This window comes from Paenibacillus sp. J22P59, assembly GCF_059383895.1.
This window is the reverse complement of the sequence record NZ_JBXENX010000005.1, coordinates 161,926-179,563: the sequence shown is the minus strand read 5'-3', so window position 1 is coordinate 179,563 and position 17,638 is coordinate 161,926. Positions and strand designations below refer to the sequence as shown.

The following is a 17,638-nucleotide window of genomic DNA, read 5'->3' as shown; positions in this document are numbered from 1 at the left end:
CGAATCAACTACTAGATGAAAAAATTTAAATTACCCTAAGAGCTTTCTTTTTTGGTTATTGAATTCTTCCTCTGTAATTAAGTTATTCCTAAGCAGCGACGATAATTTAATTAGTTCATCTGCTGCGGAGAAATTTGAATGAGTATTGCTCGGTTTCTCTTGCTCATCCGCTTGCTTGATTAAATAGCTTAATAAGAAACAATCATTGAACATGGCAAATAATCCCCCGCAAACCTATGCGAGGAATTATTCTTACGGCTTGTCTAGCTTATACTTCGTAAACCTCTACCTTTTCCATCTTGTCGCGGCCTTTGAAAGCATCAACAAACTCCATGCCTTTGGCTACTTTACCAAATACCGTATGTCCGCCATCAAGGTGAGGCTGCGGTTGGTAAGCAATATAGAACTGGCTGCCGCCTGTATTGCGACCTGCATGCGCCATTGCCAATGATCCGCGTTCATGCTTGTTCGGGTTGATCTCGCAGTTAATGGTATAACCAGGACCGCCAGTACCGCTTCCTGTTGGGCAGCCGCCTTGCGCTACGAAGCCAGGAATAACACGGTGGAACACAAGGCCGTTGTAAAAGCCTTCGTTAGCAAGCTTCTCGAAGTTAGCTACTGTATTAGGTGCGTCTTGATCGAACAGGTCAATAATAACCTCTTCACCATTTGCTAATGTGATTTTTGCTTGTTTTGCCATATTTGAACAACTACCTTTCTATACCGAATAACACTACGTTACCAAACTTACCCCTTATTTCGCAAGTTGCGATTTGCTAAGGCGAGCTGGAATCACGTCATTATCGACAATATTGTGAAGGGATTCGCGTTTCACGACAAGATCGGACTGGCCGTCTTTTACGAAAACGACTGCTGGACGGCGAATGCGGTTGTAGTTGCTAGCCATCGCATAGTTGTATGCCCCTGTGCAGAATACGGCGAGCAAATCGCCAATTTCGGCCTTAGGAATTTGAAGGTCAAGAATAAGCTTGTCGCCGCTCTCGCAAGCTTTGCCCGCAACTGTCACGGTCTCAACATTTTCTTCATTGGCACGGTTAGCCAAGATCGCCTCGTACTGCGATTGATATAGAGCTGGACGCGGATTATCCGTCATCCCGCCATCCACTGCGATATATTTGCGTACGCCTGGAATATCCTTTGTCGTTCCAACTGTGTACAAGGTTGTCCCCGCATCGCCAACCATGCTGCGACCCGGCTCAACCCAGATTTCTGGAAGCGGAAATTCAGCTGCTGTAAAGTTTGTAACAATCGCATCTGTAATCGCGCACACATATTCGGAGATCGGAAGCGGCGTGTCCCCTTCTACATAACGAATGCCGAAGCCTCCGCCAAGATTGATCACTTGGAAAGTCAGCTCCAGGTCACGGCGAATCTCTACAGCAAATGCTGCTACTTTGTCTACTGCCATCCGGAACCCATCTACTTCAAAAATCTGCGAGCCAATATGGGAGTGAACGCCAAGCACTTCAAGATTAGGAAGCGTTAACGCTTCTTGAATAGCTTGTTTCGCTGCGCCATTCGCCAGATCGAATCCAAATTTCGAATCTTGCTGTCCCGTGGAAATATATTCATGGGTATGTGCTTCTACACCAGGTGTGATACGAAGCAAAATCTTCACGGTCAAGCCCTTCTCAGCCGCCAACGCATTGAGCAAATGAAGCTCCGTGAAATTATCGACAACAAAGCAGCCGATACGAGCATCAAGCGCCATATTAATCTCATCAGGAGTCTTATTGTTGCCGTGGAAATGAATACGTTCAACCGGGAAGCCTGCTTGCAGAGCCGTGTACAGCTCACCGTCCGATACAACATCAAGAGATAGGTTCTCTTGCTCTGCAATCGCACACATCGCCATCACACTGAACGCTTTGCTTGCATAAGCAACCTGGAATTGCAGTCCCGACTTCTTGAAGGACTCCACATATTCGCTGGCGCGCTGGCGAACGAGCGCCTCGTCCACTATATATAATGGCGTGCCGTATTCCTTCGCTAGATCGGTTACATCGCAACCGCCAATTTCCAAATGCCCGCTGGCATTAATTTTACTTGTACCATGTAAATACATAAATATATTCCCCTCGGCTTTCCTCCGCCAATACTATGGCAGATGGTAATAAATAGATTCCAATTGTACCAATATGATCAGTATATCGCAATCTACACCTGAGAGAAATGGATAATTCAACATTTGATTTGCACTATTAACTATTTATTTTGTCCGAGGCATTTTATCCCTTTGCTGCGGACGGAGCAAGTTAGGACGCGTCCTATTCTTAAGCACCGGCTGCCGGATAATAATATTCCAAAGTCCTTTAAAGTCAAATGGAATAAACGGCCACATGTAAGGACGGTTGAATGAACGCTGCATGCACAGCGTGATCAATATAGCCGTCGTCGCAATGACAAATCCCGGCACCTGAAAAGCTGCTACAGCGACAATAAGGATCAGCCTGACTATACGATTGGCGAGGCCCAGCTCATAGCTAGGCGTTGCGAACATCCCGATTGCTGCAATCGCCATATACAAAATAACCTCATTGATGAACACCCCCGTCTGAACGGCAATATCCCCAATTAATATGGCAGCGACTAGAGACATTGCGGTAGCAAGCGACGATGGCGTATGTACGGATGCCATCCTGAGCAAATCGACGCCGACCTCCGCCATGAGAAACTGAACAACGAGCGGCAGTTTCCCCGTCTTGGATGGCCCTAGAAACTCCAAAGCCTGCGGCTTCAGCTCCGGATGAAGAACGAACATGAGCCAAAGGGGCAGAAGGAACAGGGAGGCAAATATGCCGATAAATCTGACCCATCGCAAATAGGTACCGATGAGCGGTGTCTGCCGATTCTCCTCCGCATGCTGAACGAGGTCAAAGAAGGTCGTTGGCAGAATCATTACGCTAGGCGATGTGTCTACGAAGACGACAACTGCCCCCTCCAGCAAATGTGCAGCTACAATGTCGGGGCGTTCAGAATAACGTACGAGCGGGAAGGGATTCCAGCCCCGCTGTACGGTAGCTTCCTCTAGTTGCTTATCCGCCAAGGGAAGTCCGTCTATCTTCACCATCTTGATTTTATCCTTGATGGATTCGAGCAGCTCTTTATCCACTAGATCATTAATGTAGGCTACGCATATATCCGTTTGTGTCCGTTCTCCTACTTGCAGCAGCTCATACCTTAGCTGCGGATCACGCAGCCTTCTGCGAACGAGAGAGACGTTTACCATCATCGTCTCATTGAATCCGTCCCTGCTTCCGCGTACGACCCGCTCCAAGGTTGGCTCTTCTGGGCTCCGGCCCGGAAAGTTCTTGGCATCTATGACAATGCAAGAAGCCTCCTTGTCAATGAACATCGCCGTATCACCCGATAGAACGGATGTCAGCATTTTATTCCAATCCTTCTCTTGTCTCGCTTGTGCAGCGGGAACATACAGCTCTAAAAAGGACTGGAACGCATGACCAGACAAATCATCGGATTGGAGATAGGTAAGCCGTTGCAGCATTTCGGTTAGGAGCAGGCTTTGAGAAAGCCCATTCATATAGAAAAAAGCGGTGCGGCGGTCCCCGAAGGTCATCTCACGTACAACAATATCAAAGCTTGTCCCATAGCCTACTTCATTTTTGAGCCTTTCTAATACATGCTCCAATTGATCTGGAATTTGTTCATCCTGCTCATCCTGCTCATCCTGCTCCGTCCTCCTGCCATTGCCAGAAGAAGCAGATTTCCGTTTTCTCTTGCTGATGAACTTGAACTTAGGCATTTCATCGGATGGGTTACTGTCATCGCGCACCTGACCTAGCGGTATAAACGCCTCATGCTCAGAATCATTCTCCGTATAACGATCCGACATCTGTCCTCACCTCTAACCTTTCCCTAGTGGACTTACCATTGATACCACAGCCAATCAAACAAAGAACCAAGCGTTTTACCCAGAACCATCGCCATTACGAGTCCCACCATAAAGTCAGATAAATTCATCCGTTTGGCCAATATGGGCAGAACATTCATCACCTCTGTTAAAGCTGCTGCGAGCAGGCCGACGAAGATCCCATTCATTAAGCCTGTCAAGAGCTGCACGGCGACTCGGGGCAGTGCCAGGCGCCAATCAAAAAAATCTGCCAGCGTCCAATACATGGACCCAGAGATTACCGCTGTCTCGAACCAGACCGACATTCGGTACGCTCGAGCTATTTGGGCTAATCGCGGTATCAGATCAATCACGATAAGAAGAGCTACGAGTCCGCTCCCTACCGCAAGCCCGCCCGATAAGCCAATGAGTGCTACAAATAAATTAGGAGCCCAATCAATAATCATCGCCATCGCGACCATTATTATTTTTTTTGCGCATCTCATCCGCTACGACATAAGCATTGACGTTCTCCTGATACGTATAGAGCTCCACTTCAAGCGGGTTGGGCTCTTCATTAAACCTTTTGCGGAACAAATGATTGAAGAACAGAATCATCCCCAGGCCGATGCCAAGCGAATATGGAATCTGGAACCACAAAGGGTGATCCGTACGCTTCCCTGTTATCAACTCCACGATTCGAATATGCACCTCCTTCATGCTGACATCCGTATGAAAGTTCATAATCGCCAGCCCTGCACCGAAGAACAGCAGCAGCCATGCGAACAGCAAGACAAAAATGCGCGGCTTCACCGCCTTCTCGGAAACCATAATGAGTACTTGCGGATCGCCGTAGGCTTCCACATTTAAGCTGGGATCAGCCTCTCTAACCTTCTTTACAATTTGCAGCATATCAATTACGACCCTATTGCCATCAGCCTTCCTATGGCGATACAGCTCCAGCATATTCAGCTGCTGCTCTTGCTCCTCGGATACAGCGAGCAGCCTTGCGGCTTGGCCAAGCGTTACAATATGCTCTGGTTTAATATAGATTCTTTTTTTGAGACGCAGATAGAGGGCCGATTGACGGGATGTATCCATCTGTCATCATTCCTTTCCTTTGCCTGTAAGTTTGGCGAAGCAGGCATTCCACTGCCGCAATAGTTCTCACGCACTTTTCTGGTTCCACTTCCCTTTTAGTATGAGAAAAGGTGCTTCCGGATAGTCATGCTTATAGAGGTAAAAAGAGGAAGAGACCACAATCGCCCTATTGGGCGATCTGGTCTCTAATTGACTGCAATATTTTTTTCTCCAGACGAGACACCTGTACCTGTGAGATGCCAAGCCTGCTGGCTACCTCCGACTGTGTCTTATCCCGATAATAACGGAGGTAGACGATGAGCCGCTCCCTCTCGTTCAAGCCTTCAATAGCTTCAACGAGCGCGAGCTTGTCAAACCACCGATCCTGTGATTCATCAGCGATTTGGTCCATGAGTGTGATCGGATCTCCATCATTCTCAAATACCGTCTCATGGATCGACGTCGGAGGTTTATTCGCTTCTTGCGCGAACACAACTTCCTCTGGCGTAATTCCGAGCCTTTCGGCCACTTCACTAATGGTCGGCAGGCGACCGAGTGTCTTCGACAGCTCATCCTTCATTTTTCGAACCTTATTGGCCGTTTCCTTCAAGGATCGGCTTACCTTCAACGTCCCGTCATCCCGAAGGAAGCGTTGGATCTCGCCGATAATCATCGGTACAGCATAGGTAGAAAACTTCACGTCATAGGACAAATCAAATTTATCTACGGACTTAAGCAGCCCGATGCATCCGATCTGGAACAAATCCTCTGGCTCGTATCCGCGATTAATAAACCGCTGAACAACCGACCAGACTAACCGAATGTTGCAATGTACTAGCGTATCTCTTGCAAGGGTGTCGCCAGACTGGCTTAAAGCAATAAGCCGCTTCACTTCCGCATCATCCAAATACGGCTGCGCCGTTTGTTTCATATTGACATCCATGAGGTTCAACCCCTATGCGCTAGTTGTATAGCGCTTTTTTCGATTCGATTCGTTTCAGCATCGCTACGCGCGTACCGCCGCCCAGCTCACTTGAAACCTCAAATCGGTCCATAAAGTTTTCCATAATCGTGAAGCCCATTCCCGAGCGTTCAAGCTCCGGCTTGGAGGTGTAAAGCGGCTGGCGGGCCAAGTCCAAATCTTCAATCCCCTTGCCATTATCACTAATAATAATGGTCACGGCATCTCCTTCAATCGTAGCCTCAATGGATACCTTCCCAGCAGGATCACTGTCATAGCCGTGAATAATTGAATTCGTAACGGCCTCAGAGACGGCTGTCTTCAAATCATTCAATTCTTCGAGCGTCGGATCGAGCTGCGAGACGAAAGAGGCGACAACGATACGAGCAAATGCTTCGTTCTCCGAGCGGGCGCTAAAAGAAATTGTCATTTCGTTCCGTTCATTCACGAGACCACCTCCAGACTTGAGATCGCCGAACGTTCACTGTCATGGATCTCCAATATTTTGAACAATCCTGACATCTCAAACAATCGATGAACGCCAGGATTGACATCACAGACGACCATTTTGCCGCCTTTCCCTTTGACCTGCTTGTAACGGCCCAGAATAACACCGAGGCCTGAGCTGTCCATGAACTGCAGTTCCTTCAGACTAAGAATGATGTGATCACTGATGCCCCGGGCGATGGCTTCTTCCATTTTGAAGCGAACAATATCCGCTGTATGATGGTCCAGCTCACCTCGAAGACGTACGATCAGCACGTTCCGATAATGCTCCAATTCCGCTTGCAAACTCATTATGGCTGTTCATCTCCTTCAGCTACGCATTTGGATATAACCAGCATTTCTCTAATCATACCGCCGTTTCCTGCACGACGACAAAACTAGAAGCTGAGCGCTAGAAGCTGACAAATTATGAGATGGCTATCGGCCTAAATCAGACATATTACTACGAGAAGAGTCCTCCCAATGAACGCTTCATCAACTTCCACCAGCCAGCTCTGGCAACAGATTCAGGCGAATCTACCGGGAATTCCTTCAATATCTCATTGCCCTGATAGACTACAAGCTTGCCGATTGGATCACCATACTTCACTGGTGCTTTTAGAGAAGCATTCATTTGCAGCTCATATCTTATGTCCGCTGTAGGTGTCCCTTTTTTAAGCAGAATGCTGTAAGAATGCTTGGCTACAAGAGGCAGCTGCGAGACTGAACCCTTCTCAATATTGACGGTCCCCATCGCATCTCCTTCTTTGAAGATCGGATGAGTCATATACTGAGCAAAGGCGTAATCGAACATTTGAGAGACTTCGTTATTCCTTGTCTTCGTATTCGGCTCGCCCATCACCACCGCAACAACACGTAATTGATCTCTTTTAGCCGTCGCAGTCAAGCAGAATTTCGCTTCATTCGTGAAGCCTGTCTTCAGCCCGTCGGCACCGCTGTAGAAACGAACCAGCTTGTTCGTATTCACAAGCCAGAACGGCTTCTCTGATGATTTGCGCAAATAATCCTGATACAAGCCTGTATATTTTGTAATTTCCGAATGCTTGAGCAGCTCTCTGGACATGACCGCAATATCATGAGCCGATGAATAATGATCAGCACTAGGCAGTCCGTTGCAATTGGCAAAATGGGTGTTTTTCAGACCCAACTGCTTCGCCTTCTCATTCATCATGGCTACGAACTGCTGCTCGGTGCCGGCAAGCTTCTCTGCCATCGCTACCGAGGCATCATTGCCTGATGCAAGGGCAATGCCTTTGATCATATCGTCAACCGACATTTCTTCTCCCGGCTCCAGAAAGATTTGCGAGCCTCCCATCGAAGCCGCATATTCACTGGTTGATACTTGATCGGTAAGCTTGATTCTACCCTCATCCAACGCTTCCATAATAAGCAGCATCGTCATAACCTTCGTAATACTAGCAGGCGGCAATTTGTCATTACTATTCTTCTCATAAATAATAGTGCCGCTATCTGCATCCATCAGAATAGCCGACCGTGCAGACGGAGCAAGATCAGCCGAGTTCGGCGCTTGGTTGCTTGGAGCAGTCTCTTCGGCAAAAGCAGCAGCCGGCAAAGCTATAGCTAGAGCAATAACGAGAATGAACAGCTTCATACAGACGGTTTTCATAAACAGGTCCCCTCCAAAGAAGATGCGACAGCTCCTCCATGCGAATGGCAGGCATCAGGTCGCAATTCGGCTATATTTTCCTTTTCAGTGTCGCCCTGTTTCATGAAAATTATTCCACTTGGTTTAACATAAAAAGATGGGGCTGTCCCAGAAGTGTTAAGAGAGAGCTCCCGAATTGTAAACAAAAGAACCTTTAAACCCACAACTAAATTGGATTTAAAGGTTCTCTTTATTCATTTAAATAATATTTTGATGAGGATGAATTCTCACAAATTGATTGTCAGGTAATTCCCTTCTTCTTGCCAAGCAATGGTCGAGCGAGTGAGGAAATTAAGCTAGTTCATGTGATTAAACTAAATAGTGTACACACCCTAAGTTAAAATCTTAAAAAAACTAACTAAAAAGGTAGAGGTGTGACATGGGAATTAGCCGCCAGCAATATGATGAAATGTTTAAGCGCAATACGGTTGAGCATTTAGAGGAAACAAAGAATGCGAAGCAGCTCCACCGAAAGTAAAGAATACTTTGTCCTGTAAATTAAAAACTTGACCTCTCATCAAATGGATTACACTATCATTAATCTTATGAACGTTTCCACCATTCCATTGCTCCACTGGATATTCTTCTAGTGTGTCAAAATTCTCATGATTTCCATCAATAAACAATGTAGTCCATGGTTTTTCATTGAGTCATTTAAGCCAATATTTCTCTTCCGCGCTGTTGTCCCATACCCAGCCAAAATCACCAGCTACGATTACATAGTCATCCTTTGACATCTTCTTTTGCTCTGGAAAGTTTCTTGTATTAAATCGTCTCATAGATATGGGCATGCCATGAACGTCACCTGTGATATAGATCATTATTTCTCTCCTTTCTTCATTACGTAAGACCGAGTTTCATTAAGATTCTTTATGATATAATATTCCGCGAACTAATTTCCCCTTTACCCATAATGTTCGCATGTTTCTTCTTCATCGACAAATTTATCATGAATGGTGCAAAACAGAATATGTTCGTCATCTACGCCATCTGCACTCAAAGAATTACCACAATTTAAACAATCTCTGTACCCTCTCATTAAAAAGTCTTCTTTCCTCCATTGAAACCGAGATTTTATTTACCCATACACCATTATACCTTGGCACTTTACAATTCCTACTCAATATCATTTAATATGGATTCATAGAACTTTTTACGACGTTCCTTAGCCCCTAACATCTCTTCTAACGTCCACCCTCGATAACCTTGATTCAAGCAATAATCTGGATGAAATTGACGTATCATCTGATCTTCAGGATTTCCAAACATTAAAGGGTAACTCTTAAAGTCACACTCAGGGCAAGACAGTACAAATATTCTCGTAGTGTCCATTGTTCTAAAACTGTCGATTGGTAATCGGCACTCTGCCAAGTCATTAAACACAAGTTTATCAAGTGTAACTCGTATACTCCAATGTTGCTTTATTCTTTTTCCTATATCATTAGCTATCCCAATGTAAACTTGACAATAATCGTCCAGAACCATAACATAGAACCCTTTAACACCACAGACATCGTTAAAATCGGTAATTTCACGGAATTTAAATGAGTCTACGAAATCACACAATTTTTTATTAAATTCGTCCCAAGGTAAGGATTTAAAGAATTTCATATTTAAATGGAACTTAGTTTGAGCTTTTTCCCAACTACTTATTAACTCCTCATTAAAATCCTTATCCCTTAATTTAATGTAGTTGTCAATTGTTAGTTTAAACCCACCTTCTTTATTGCGCAACTTCAGTCCTAAATGTATTGTCATTTAGTATCCGTCCTCCAGAATATTGATAATAGTCTCCAAATAAAAGAATTATTTTTCATTTGATTATCGCATATCTTCACGCTGTTCAATATATCCTTTAAAACACTTCCACTGTTTATTAAGGTCATCAATGTTTCTCTTAATATAGTTTTCGGCAACAGATTCATCTACTAGACCTTGAATAGACAACTGAAACATCATTTCAACTTTAGTTACTGACTCAAGGAATTCCTTTGCGTACCCTTTTGCACCATTCAATCTATACTGACTTAATCCATGTTTTGATACCATCACTGATACCTCACTCCATCAGTCAAATAATACATGGCAGCACTATATCTATTTAATCGACTCTGATCTGCATCTGTAAACTCCTTTAATCGGGAAACATCCATATTGTCCTCGATATCAAGAAGCTTCACAGAAGTTGCTAATTTATTTAGCTTTACACGTTGAATAAATTCTTCATACGTCTCTCCATCTCTTTTAGTTAATGAATCTATAGCAGAAACAATCTTTTCACTAAATCCATGTACCTTCAAGCTATCAAATGTCATTTCGGTATCCTCTACAATATCATGAAGAACTGCAACAATTCTTTCATCATCATCTAATGCTTTCAACATTACCCTCAATGGATGTAAGATATATGGTTGACCGCCCTTATCAAATTGCCCTTTATGTAATTCAGCAGCCAATGAAATAGCTTTCGTTAAATCCGACATATTTACTTCTCTCCCTAAAAGGATTAATTTTCTTTCACAAAAATAGATTAACACTACAATTAATCATGAAAAGTAGAATGAACATTATTAAAAAAACTAATAGTGACTTCCCGAATGTTGTTGCAACATCATGCCCCTCACTCACATATCGCTTTCTTTTAAAATCAAAGCAGTCAACAAATATATATCCTATCATACCCACTACAGCTATTATTCCAACAATTTGATTATCATGCGGAACGATAATCTTGCAAACAATATACAACAATAATTCCAATGTCATGACTATGATTGCAGCAAACAAATTTGGTACCTCCTTATGAAACACTTGTTTTATATTCCCTCAAATTAGGGGATTGGTTTAAACTTTTTCTTAATTGATTTAATAAATTCCCCTACGTTTTTAACCATCATCACAGTGCAGAAATCGTTAAGGATTTCATTAATTAACTCATCTGTAAATGCTCTATGCTTAATACACAGTTCAATAATTTGACTTCTTTCTGGATAACCCACTCTATAACTTGCCTGCTTATCTGGGTTCTTATTTTGTTGTTGAAACATTGTGTGTATATTATGAAATTGACTGTCTGTGAAAGCATTTTGTTTGAATGATTGAACCTCTGCTCTAATTTCCATAAGGAGATTTATGGCTCTACAATAATTAGATCTGAAAATATCAATGCCCAGATTTACAAATATCTTATACAATCCAAAATCACCATACTTTAGATGTGTAAGTTCATGACCAATCATACACCTAACTGCATCTGGGTTTGACGAATATATTTCTAATAGCGAGTCTGATATTAAAATGTATTTTGAATTAGATGCAACTCCATTGTACAAATCATCATAGTAAATTTTTATATCAACACTCTTATCTAGCCCAATTTTTTTGAGTAATTCTTTGAAATCATTAAATAATTGCTGATGCTGGTTTTTATCTAATTTCTTTGGGAAAATCATTGAAAACTCACTTCTTAAGCCCATCCTATTCACCTCTATCTGTAAACTGAACAGTATTAAAATTATCCTTTTACTTGATTGTTAGCAAAGCTTTCAACATTTTTTGTAACTACAGATTCGTTACCCAACTTCTTCATTATAAAATTCAAATCCGACCAACCAAAACTTAGTTTTAAGTCTGATTGCAGCTCTTATAAAAGCATGGATATAGCGCCTTAATACTCGTAGCCATTCACCGAAGATTTTGCATAAGAACTCTATCTATTAGATTGCAAATGATATCATTATTTTTTTCAAGAACTATGTAGCTATGATTATATTCCTCTACCGCCTCAATTTTCTTCAAATTATTAGTCAGTTTATCGCCTTCTAAATAATCAAAAATAATTGTAAGTGTAGGGTACTTAAAGGTTGAAACAGATTTGACATTCATAATCCTAAATAAGTCTTGAGTTATGTTTTTACTTCCATATTGCTCCTTAAGCTTCTTACATACATCAGATTCCTTCTCATGTTTCTCCCATGACGTTCCACTATATCTATGCTTGACTGAACATCCCAAAACAATTTCTCCATTCATATTTCTTAATACAATATCTAGTTCATTAACTTTCCCATTGCAGCCTTTAATGGAATAATTGGTAGAGATCACAATATTTTTGTCTTGAATATAGTTTATAAAAAAGATGTTAATAATCAATTCGGTAATACCAGTTAGAGTGTCAGTATGATTCATAAATTTATTACAATCCCTATAAAAATCCCTCTTATATTTATGTAGTCCATCACAAGTAATTGTCTTAAAATCTTTACCAATTTCATTGTATATTTCCTCAACAAAACTAATCTGTCTCACTGCACATCACCTTTAATTTTTCTTTCTGATGCATCTCGCATTCTGATTAACTTATTAAGATTTTTTGGGTCATCCAACCATATTATTGGTATTTCAAAGCGATGAACCAATTTAAAATGATGAATCAATCTAGGAAACCTTTTATAAAACCTAATATCAAAACTACAACTAAATAAATAAGTCATTAAAAAATATGACAAAGAGTAAATAGGAATATTTTTAATTCCGTATTTATTCAACGTGAAATTAAAATCACCAATTAGTGCAGATTCGCCGTAAATAACTTCGATATTCTTTAAATGCCATTCTGTCTTAATTCTATTATATGTGATAAGGATCGTGTCGAATGTTTGATATAATAAAAAATGTCCTCTCTTGCTCTCGGGGAGAGATTTGAGTGCCAATAGCCCGTTTTTAGTATCTAGATGAATTGCTACTGCTGGCTTTGCCGTAATTCCATTAAACAAATACTCTTTAGTATACCTTCCAAGAACTGATACAGTTTCTTTGAAAATGAATATCCTTCCAGTAAGAATACTCACAATAAATATAGAGAGACATAACATATTTATTGTGAGTATGTAATACGAAAGGTTCCATATATCCACTGCTAATTCGGTATAGAGCACGATGTTATTATGGCGATAAAAATACAATACAATATAGAGAACAATTATTACATCGACACATAAGTTTATTAATCTAAATGAAGGATTCTTAATTAAGCTTTTGAGGAAGAGCATAAGCTTACTCCTATCATAAGTAATGAAATCAACCTTTCATGTATACTAGTGTCGAACTACGGCATAGCTTGATATTTCCTTAATTCGATATATTTATCGTAGGTCTTAGGCTTTGGACATTCTTCTTTTGGTTTTGCACCAATAGGAGTAAACTCTTTCAAAATGAATTTGCTCTACTTTATAACCAAGTGAACAGTAATATTCGCCATTACTTTCATCTAAGGCTCTACAGCTATTGCAATTTCTTTTCATATCATCCACCCTCTGTTGCCTTATGTGTCAACTATTTATCGTCCAGACTATATGAAACTAGTCTTTTATTTAGTATCTAAATACCTGCAATGTGTTTGTCTTCTCTGTATATATCGTCAAGAACTTCATTATAATAACTCTCAAGTGCCATTTCGTGATAAATAGCTAACATTTCTTCTTCATATTCCTCATTAGTCAATTCAAATCTAGCTCTTCTAAGCAATTGCTCAAGATTATCAATATGTTCTCTAAAAAATTTAACTGTGTATTCATAACATAATTTAAGCTTAACTGTGAGTTCAAGAAACTCGTGATCTTCTAAGTTAATTTCGTAATGAGTTATTTGATTTCTTTTTTTGTTCATATATTCAATAACAGTCTTATAATCATTGGAGATTGGAATGTCGCACAAAAATTCAATTCTACGCATCGCTTCATACAATGTTATAGTTTTCAAATGCGGGTTGACTTCAAAAACATTATTTTTTCTTTGTTCAATCATTTTTTCTTTCGCAGCCATATACCTATCTAGTTCGCTGAAAACAAGATATTCACAATGACTCTTAAGGATCAATTTAAAGAGAATTTCAATGGCATGATTTAAAGAAAGTATGCTATCTTTTAAACAATGTTCTGCACCTTCATAGAGCACTCTCATCTTCTCAATACTCATATAAGATGCTTTCAAAGAATCCACACCATTTTCTAGCAGCGTATATCTCATCATTTTCCTCTCCCCATTAAAATAACCATTTCAAAACCATGCTCTATTTTTCGGTTCTCCCACTATATCTTTTTCTCGTGCAGCTCGTTGTTGATCTCTAAATGACTCAATGGCTGCCAAGCATTGCTCTGTTTCCATACTCCAAAATTCCGTTTGTGTATGCCCTTTAGCATTTGAAAATATACTATCTATCATTTCTCCGAAACTCATTTCTCGATTTTCATCCCAACAAGTTGCGAGAAGTTTTGTAATTTGATGGAGCTGTTCTGGATTTTTCATATGTAATCATTCTCCTAATAAAAAGCGATGTACCACACTTTCCCATTTCTAGATTTAGTGTAGCACATCGCTCAATTGATCGTCAATTAATATTTATGTATTCATATTTTTTGTTTTATATGTTCTTCCTAACTCATTTCAAAATTCATTTGTTTGTATTTTACCGAATCCTTAAGTGTCTTTTGTCTGGTGCAAATGAGGCTCCAATAATTTCTCTACCATCTTTTAAGGCTTTCAGGATATCAGAATTCTTGATTTTATCTGGTTGAGGTTCACGGAATTCAATAGGAATAAGGTTTTCATTATGAATAAATACGGAAGGTGGGTTCTTCTGAAGAGACACTACAAATGTGCCAGACTTGACCTTATCAAATCCATTAATATCAAGTGTCCCCCGCAAATATTCCTTAAGACCATCAAATTTATTTTCAAGGTATTTTCGACGCTTTGCAATACGTGTCTCTTCTTCTTTGAAAGATTTGATATCGCCTTCGATATTCTTAAGGAATTTCACTGTGTTCTCAACCTTCACATCAATTGCGTCCTGTATTCCATCAAGTGTCTCAATAAAAAGTTCCAAATCATCTTCTGCTAGATCCTCACCGTCCCATGCAGCATCAATATAATCATTAAGCTTACGATAATTCCCTGCCACTTCATAAAGCTTCATATTTTATAGTTCTCCTTTATATATTTAACTTTCATGACATTTCAAACAAGAATAGAAGCAATAAAACCTTCCTAGATCTAATCCAGAATAATAGGCTGCCCCATCATCTTCTTTGATTATCTCTTTACAAAATTCACATGGATGTTTCTTTTTGTTTTGTTTCTGAATTCTAACTCTTAGAATACGGCTATCTAAACTGGAGTATGTATGTGCCTTTCCTAAACGTTCATCGTTTGCTATAAACACTGAAACAATACCACCTACTCATTCCTTATAAAACTCTCGTTTCAATCCCTTGGTGTAGTAGTTTTTATGCCCATGTGTTTAAATATTGTAGAAATAAGTCTATAACCACATTTGTCAAATGCTGTCCAGTATTCATTATCATCTTCATTTTTTGCGTTATCTTGAACCCAAACAACGTCTTTATCAACAACTATTTCATATCTGCTATTATCTTTGCTGTGTTCCAGAATATTCAGCTAATCATCATCGGTTAACCCACCCATAGATTCATATCCCCTTCAAATGATTTTTCGCTTTCCGTGCAGCATTGACCTTCATCACAATTCATTTACAAACTCCTATTTTATATTGTTGTTATGATCATTCATAACTAATTGCTTATCCTGAAAGTTTTAGTTAAAGTATATATTACAATTATTGCATTAGAGGAATTTTCTTTATGTCGTTTGTAAGAGGCTTTATCTATGCATTATCTCGTATAAAATTCGATACACTTTTAAACTATGCTGAAGATATGGAAGATTCAATTGCAAAATCAGCAAAACATTATTTCAAATCCATTGAAGATGAAGCACAGAAAATTGATGATGAAGATGAGTTAGATAGATATTGGGAAAACAGATCTGACAGGCTGATTGAGGTTAGAGATGAATACACCAACGTCCTAAGATCCTCGATACTGGTGTCGTGTTACAGCAATCTAGAAAAACCATGGTGGATTTGTATGAAAATATAAAAAAGCCTGATAGCAAATATCACATCCAATTGAAGAGTATTAAAAATAGAAATCTAAAAGGAAGTCTTACCGAGAAAATTGTACATTCAATACACGAAAGCATCGAGATTTCAGAAATTATCAAATCAGAGAGTTGGAGCAACATCTTGTTTTATATCAAACTTCGCAATCTGGTTGTGCATAAGAACGGAAAAGTTAATATCAATAAGTACCCTGAACTTCTTACTCAGATTGAATCTTATGTTAATGTGTCACTCAATACGTATAATGAAATTATTTTCACTTCTCAATTCACAAAAAAGTTGATCAAAGATTGTCAATATTTTCTACAAAGCTTATTCTTAGCAGTGCAGACACACAAAAAGCAATAATTAAAAATTTTGTTCGTAGCCTCTCTAAAGAGGCTTTTCCTATGAAGTTACAAACTTATTAAATACTGTCCAAAATTACTCGTAAGAATCTAGATTTAAAAAAACAAATCTCAGCATCAGTATATCTTTACTTGCGTCATATACATCTTCATCAGTAAAAAAGAAAGTAGCCAACTCTTGAAATCACGATTTCATTTCAAATATTAATATGCAAACATTTTCATTAACTTTTACTACACATGTTTACACCTACCCAAAAAGGGAAACAGTTAATATAGTAAGCCTATTGTTCCTTCACAAATTTATAAGGGGTGTTTATTATGGTAGTTCATGTTTGTGTTAAACAAGTAGATTTTAAGCAGGTTGTGGTCGCTAAAGTTGATAGGGAATATTTCCTCAGCGAAAACGAGTCTAAAAAAATTATTGCTCATTTATATCACTTATTCGATAGACCAGTTTACCTATACTCTGATGAAATCTCAAGCGATGGCGTAGGCGAACATGAATGGGTCAGGTCGTACATCAATATTTTTGAGTCGCATTGGGAATTCGATCTAATGGAAATAGAATAGAACTCATTTCGTGAGTTGTCGTTAATTCGGCAACTCTTTTTTATTGGAATGAAATTCTCACTTCATAGTAAAACTTTATAGATTTATTCATAATCGCTGCCTAAGTAACATAAGTGCTCTCTGTTGAATATACCCTATCAATATCACCAATCTGACAAGTCCATTCTTTATATTCTTATTATCTGTCCTTATTCACCACGATGTACAACTCTCAACACTTATTTATCTCCCGCTATTTCTTCGATTATCTTAACTCTACCTTTATCTACTCTGTGATCAAATCCAACTAAGAACCCAAAAATAGCAGTTACAAGTCCTAGGCAAATTATTTCGATCATAATAACTCTCCCTTGAAATTGAATTTTTTTGGAATAAGGATAGTATATCTAAGTCAATTGAAAAAGATTGTCGAACGATGTACTCGCTTCAAAAAAAATAACAAAAAATTTAATCACACTATACGAAATGTCGTTTTACATTTTTTTATATTTGTTTTATTTAAATAGCAACAACTTGCCAACATGTCTCAACTATTCTGCGCTCGATATCCGTCGCATAGAGCATCTTACATATCATTGTCGTATACGTAATGTGGAAATTCTATTGTACTGAAAATATTAAAAACCCTTTTTTATTTTTCTTGATTATATAT

The 17,638-nt window shown here is 39.6% G+C and carries 21 protein-coding genes; 2 read left to right on the top strand and 19 right to left on the bottom strand.

Going from position 1 to position 17,638, the window contains the following annotated elements:
• Nucleotides 1–30: 30 nt before the first annotated feature.
• The 19 genes from AC50YO_RS10425 to AC50YO_RS10335 all read right to left on the bottom strand — a co-directional run bounded on the left by AC50YO_RS10425 (nucleotide 31) and on the right by AC50YO_RS10335 (nucleotide 15,061).
• The gene (locus AC50YO_RS10425; RefSeq protein WP_494846762.1) at nucleotides 31–213 is read right to left on the bottom strand and encodes an SHOCT domain-containing protein; all 183 of its coding nucleotides are present in this window, start codon (nucleotides 211–213) and stop codon (nucleotides 31–33) included.
• Between the two features lie 55 nt (nucleotides 214–268).
• Complete coding sequence (locus AC50YO_RS10420) at nucleotides 269–700, bottom strand: peptidylprolyl isomerase (RefSeq protein WP_494846761.1); 432 nt, start codon at nucleotides 698–700, stop codon at nucleotides 269–271.
• A gap of 54 nt (nucleotides 701–754) precedes the next feature.
• Nucleotides 755–2,086, bottom strand: a complete 1,332-nt coding sequence (gene lysA, locus AC50YO_RS10415; RefSeq protein WP_494846760.1) for a diaminopimelate decarboxylase — start codon at nucleotides 2,084–2,086, stop codon at nucleotides 755–757.
• A gap of 144 nt (nucleotides 2,087–2,230) precedes the next feature.
• Nucleotides 2,231–3,874: a spore germination protein gene (locus AC50YO_RS10410; protein WP_494846759.1), complete on the bottom strand. Its 1,644-nt coding sequence runs from the start codon at nucleotides 3,872–3,874 to the stop codon at nucleotides 2,231–2,233.
• Between the two features lie 32 nt (nucleotides 3,875–3,906).
• A complete protein-coding gene (locus AC50YO_RS10405; protein ID WP_494846758.1) occupies nucleotides 3,907–4,344 on the bottom strand; it encodes a stage V sporulation protein AB in 438 nt (145 codons plus the stop codon).
• Nucleotides 4,328–4,972 carry a stage V sporulation protein AA gene (locus tag AC50YO_RS10400; RefSeq protein WP_494846757.1) on the bottom strand — a complete coding sequence of 215 codons (645 nt, stop codon included), beginning with the start codon at nucleotides 4,970–4,972 and terminating at the stop codon, nucleotides 4,328–4,330. Before AC50YO_RS10400 ends, AC50YO_RS10405 begins: the two co-directional genes overlap by 17 nt.
• Before the next feature lie 166 nt (nucleotides 4,973–5,138).
• Nucleotides 5,139–5,894 carry an RNA polymerase sporulation sigma factor SigF gene (gene sigF, locus AC50YO_RS10395; RefSeq protein ID WP_494846756.1) on the bottom strand — a complete coding sequence of 252 codons (756 nt, stop codon included), beginning with the start codon at nucleotides 5,892–5,894 and terminating at the stop codon, nucleotides 5,139–5,141.
• A 19-nt stretch (nucleotides 5,895–5,913) separates the two neighbouring features.
• Nucleotides 5,914–6,342: an anti-sigma F factor gene (spoIIAB, locus tag AC50YO_RS10390; protein WP_494846974.1), complete on the bottom strand. Its 429-nt coding sequence runs from the start codon at nucleotides 6,340–6,342 to the stop codon at nucleotides 5,914–5,916.
• Nucleotides 6,343–6,356: 14 nt separating this feature from the next.
• Nucleotides 6,357–6,710, bottom strand: a complete 354-nt coding sequence (spoIIAA, locus tag AC50YO_RS10385) for an anti-sigma F factor antagonist (RefSeq protein WP_494846755.1) — start codon at nucleotides 6,708–6,710, stop codon at nucleotides 6,357–6,359.
• 151 nt (nucleotides 6,711–6,861) lie between these two features.
• A complete protein-coding gene (locus AC50YO_RS10380; RefSeq protein WP_494846754.1) occupies nucleotides 6,862–8,046 on the bottom strand; it encodes a D-alanyl-D-alanine carboxypeptidase family protein in 1,185 nt (394 codons plus the stop codon).
• Between the two features lie 689 nt (nucleotides 8,047–8,735).
• Entirely contained in the window at nucleotides 8,736–8,906 is a 171-nt protein-coding gene (locus AC50YO_RS10375) for a hypothetical protein (protein WP_494846753.1), read from the bottom strand.
• A 295-nt stretch (nucleotides 8,907–9,201) separates the two neighbouring features.
• Nucleotides 9,202–9,843: a GIY-YIG nuclease family protein gene (locus AC50YO_RS10370; RefSeq protein WP_494846752.1), complete on the bottom strand. Its 642-nt coding sequence runs from the start codon at nucleotides 9,841–9,843 to the stop codon at nucleotides 9,202–9,204.
• A 63-nt stretch (nucleotides 9,844–9,906) separates the two neighbouring features.
• The gene (locus AC50YO_RS10365; RefSeq protein ID WP_494846973.1) at nucleotides 9,907–10,134 is read right to left on the bottom strand and encodes a hypothetical protein; all 228 of its coding nucleotides are present in this window, start codon (nucleotides 10,132–10,134) and stop codon (nucleotides 9,907–9,909) included.
• Nucleotides 10,134–10,568, bottom strand: a complete 435-nt coding sequence (locus AC50YO_RS10360; protein WP_494846751.1) for an HD domain-containing protein — start codon at nucleotides 10,566–10,568, stop codon at nucleotides 10,134–10,136. The genes AC50YO_RS10365 and AC50YO_RS10360 overlap by 1 nt, the downstream gene beginning before the upstream one ends.
• A gap of 348 nt (nucleotides 10,569–10,916) precedes the next feature.
• Entirely contained in the window at nucleotides 10,917–11,561 is a 645-nt protein-coding gene (locus AC50YO_RS10355) for a M48 family metalloprotease (RefSeq protein ID WP_494846750.1), read from the bottom strand.
• A gap of 208 nt (nucleotides 11,562–11,769) precedes the next feature.
• Nucleotides 11,770–12,393 carry a hypothetical protein gene (locus tag AC50YO_RS10350; RefSeq protein WP_494846749.1) on the bottom strand — a complete coding sequence of 208 codons (624 nt, stop codon included), beginning with the start codon at nucleotides 12,391–12,393 and terminating at the stop codon, nucleotides 11,770–11,772.
• A 1,071-nt stretch (nucleotides 12,394–13,464) separates the two neighbouring features.
• Nucleotides 13,465–14,112 carry a hypothetical protein gene (locus AC50YO_RS10345; RefSeq protein ID WP_494846748.1) on the bottom strand — a complete coding sequence of 216 codons (648 nt, stop codon included), beginning with the start codon at nucleotides 14,110–14,112 and terminating at the stop codon, nucleotides 13,465–13,467.
• 30 nt (nucleotides 14,113–14,142) lie between these two features.
• Nucleotides 14,143–14,391: a hypothetical protein gene (locus AC50YO_RS10340; protein WP_494846747.1), complete on the bottom strand. Its 249-nt coding sequence runs from the start codon at nucleotides 14,389–14,391 to the stop codon at nucleotides 14,143–14,145.
• Nucleotides 14,392–14,551: 160 nt separating this feature from the next.
• A complete protein-coding gene (locus tag AC50YO_RS10335; protein WP_494846746.1) occupies nucleotides 14,552–15,061 on the bottom strand; it encodes a siphovirus Gp157 family protein in 510 nt (169 codons plus the stop codon).
• Nucleotides 15,062–15,746: 685 nt separating this feature from the next.
• On the opposite strand from AC50YO_RS10335, the gene AC50YO_RS10330 reads away from it, so the two are divergent.
• Nucleotides 15,747–16,043, top strand: coding sequence for a hypothetical protein (locus AC50YO_RS10330; protein WP_494846745.1), 297 nt, complete (start codon nucleotides 15,747–15,749; stop codon nucleotides 16,041–16,043).
• A 691-nt stretch (nucleotides 16,044–16,734) separates the two neighbouring features.
• Entirely contained in the window at nucleotides 16,735–16,986 is a 252-nt protein-coding gene (locus tag AC50YO_RS10325) for a hypothetical protein (protein ID WP_494846744.1), read from the top strand.
• Nucleotides 16,987–17,638: the final 652 nt, after the last annotated feature.

What these genes read in the sequence shown, in the direction of transcription:
- AC50YO_RS10425 (WP_494846762.1), bottom strand. Translation starts at nt 213, where the DNA reads ATGTTCAATGATTGTTTCTTATTAAGCTATTTAATCAAGCAAGCGGAT.
- AC50YO_RS10420 (WP_494846761.1), bottom strand. Translation starts at nt 700, where the DNA reads ATGGCAAAACAAGCAAAAATCACATTAGCAAATGGTGAAGAGGTTATT.
- lysA (WP_494846760.1), bottom strand. Translation starts at nt 2,086, where the DNA reads ATGTATTTACATGGTACAAGTAAAATTAATGCCAGCGGGCATTTGGAA.
- AC50YO_RS10410 (WP_494846759.1), bottom strand. Translation starts at nt 3,874, where the DNA reads ATGTCGGATCGTTATACGGAGAATGATTCTGAGCATGAGGCGTTTATA.
- AC50YO_RS10405 (WP_494846758.1), bottom strand. Translation starts at nt 4,344, where the DNA reads ATGGCGATGATTATTGATTGGGCTCCTAATTTATTTGTAGCACTCATT.
- AC50YO_RS10400 (WP_494846757.1), bottom strand. Translation starts at nt 4,972, where the DNA reads ATGGATACATCCCGTCAATCGGCCCTCTATCTGCGTCTCAAAAAAAGA.
- sigF (WP_494846756.1), bottom strand. Translation starts at nt 5,894, where the DNA reads ATGGATGTCAATATGAAACAAACGGCGCAGCCGTATTTGGATGATGCG.
- spoIIAB (WP_494846974.1), bottom strand. Translation starts at nt 6,342, where the DNA reads ATGACAATTTCTTTTAGCGCCCGCTCGGAGAACGAAGCATTTGCTCGT.
- spoIIAA (WP_494846755.1), bottom strand. Translation starts at nt 6,710, where the DNA reads ATGAGTTTGCAAGCGGAATTGGAGCATTATCGGAACGTGCTGATCGTA.
- AC50YO_RS10380 (WP_494846754.1), bottom strand. Translation starts at nt 8,046, where the DNA reads ATGAAAACCGTCTGTATGAAGCTGTTCATTCTCGTTATTGCTCTAGCT.
- AC50YO_RS10375 (WP_494846753.1), bottom strand. Translation starts at nt 8,906, where the DNA reads ATGATCTATATCACAGGTGACGTTCATGGCATGCCCATATCTATGAGA.
- AC50YO_RS10370 (WP_494846752.1), bottom strand. Translation starts at nt 9,843, where the DNA reads ATGACAATACATTTAGGACTGAAGTTGCGCAATAAAGAAGGTGGGTTT.
- AC50YO_RS10365 (WP_494846973.1), bottom strand. Translation starts at nt 10,134, where the DNA reads ATGGTATCAAAACATGGATTAAGTCAGTATAGATTGAATGGTGCAAAA.
- AC50YO_RS10360 (WP_494846751.1), bottom strand. Translation starts at nt 10,568, where the DNA reads ATGTCGGATTTAACGAAAGCTATTTCATTGGCTGCTGAATTACATAAA.
- AC50YO_RS10355 (WP_494846750.1), bottom strand. Translation starts at nt 11,561, where the DNA reads ATGGGCTTAAGAAGTGAGTTTTCAATGATTTTCCCAAAGAAATTAGAT.
- AC50YO_RS10345 (WP_494846748.1), bottom strand. Translation starts at nt 14,112, where the DNA reads ATGAGATATACGCTGCTAGAAAATGGTGTGGATTCTTTGAAAGCATCT.
- AC50YO_RS10340 (WP_494846747.1), bottom strand. Translation starts at nt 14,391, where the DNA reads ATGAAAAATCCAGAACAGCTCCATCAAATTACAAAACTTCTCGCAACT.
- AC50YO_RS10335 (WP_494846746.1), bottom strand. Translation starts at nt 15,061, where the DNA reads ATGAAGCTTTATGAAGTGGCAGGGAATTATCGTAAGCTTAATGATTAT.
- AC50YO_RS10330 (WP_494846745.1), top strand. Translation starts at nt 15,747, where the DNA reads ATGTCGTTTGTAAGAGGCTTTATCTATGCATTATCTCGTATAAAATTC.
- AC50YO_RS10325 (WP_494846744.1), top strand. Translation starts at nt 16,735, where the DNA reads ATGGTAGTTCATGTTTGTGTTAAACAAGTAGATTTTAAGCAGGTTGTG.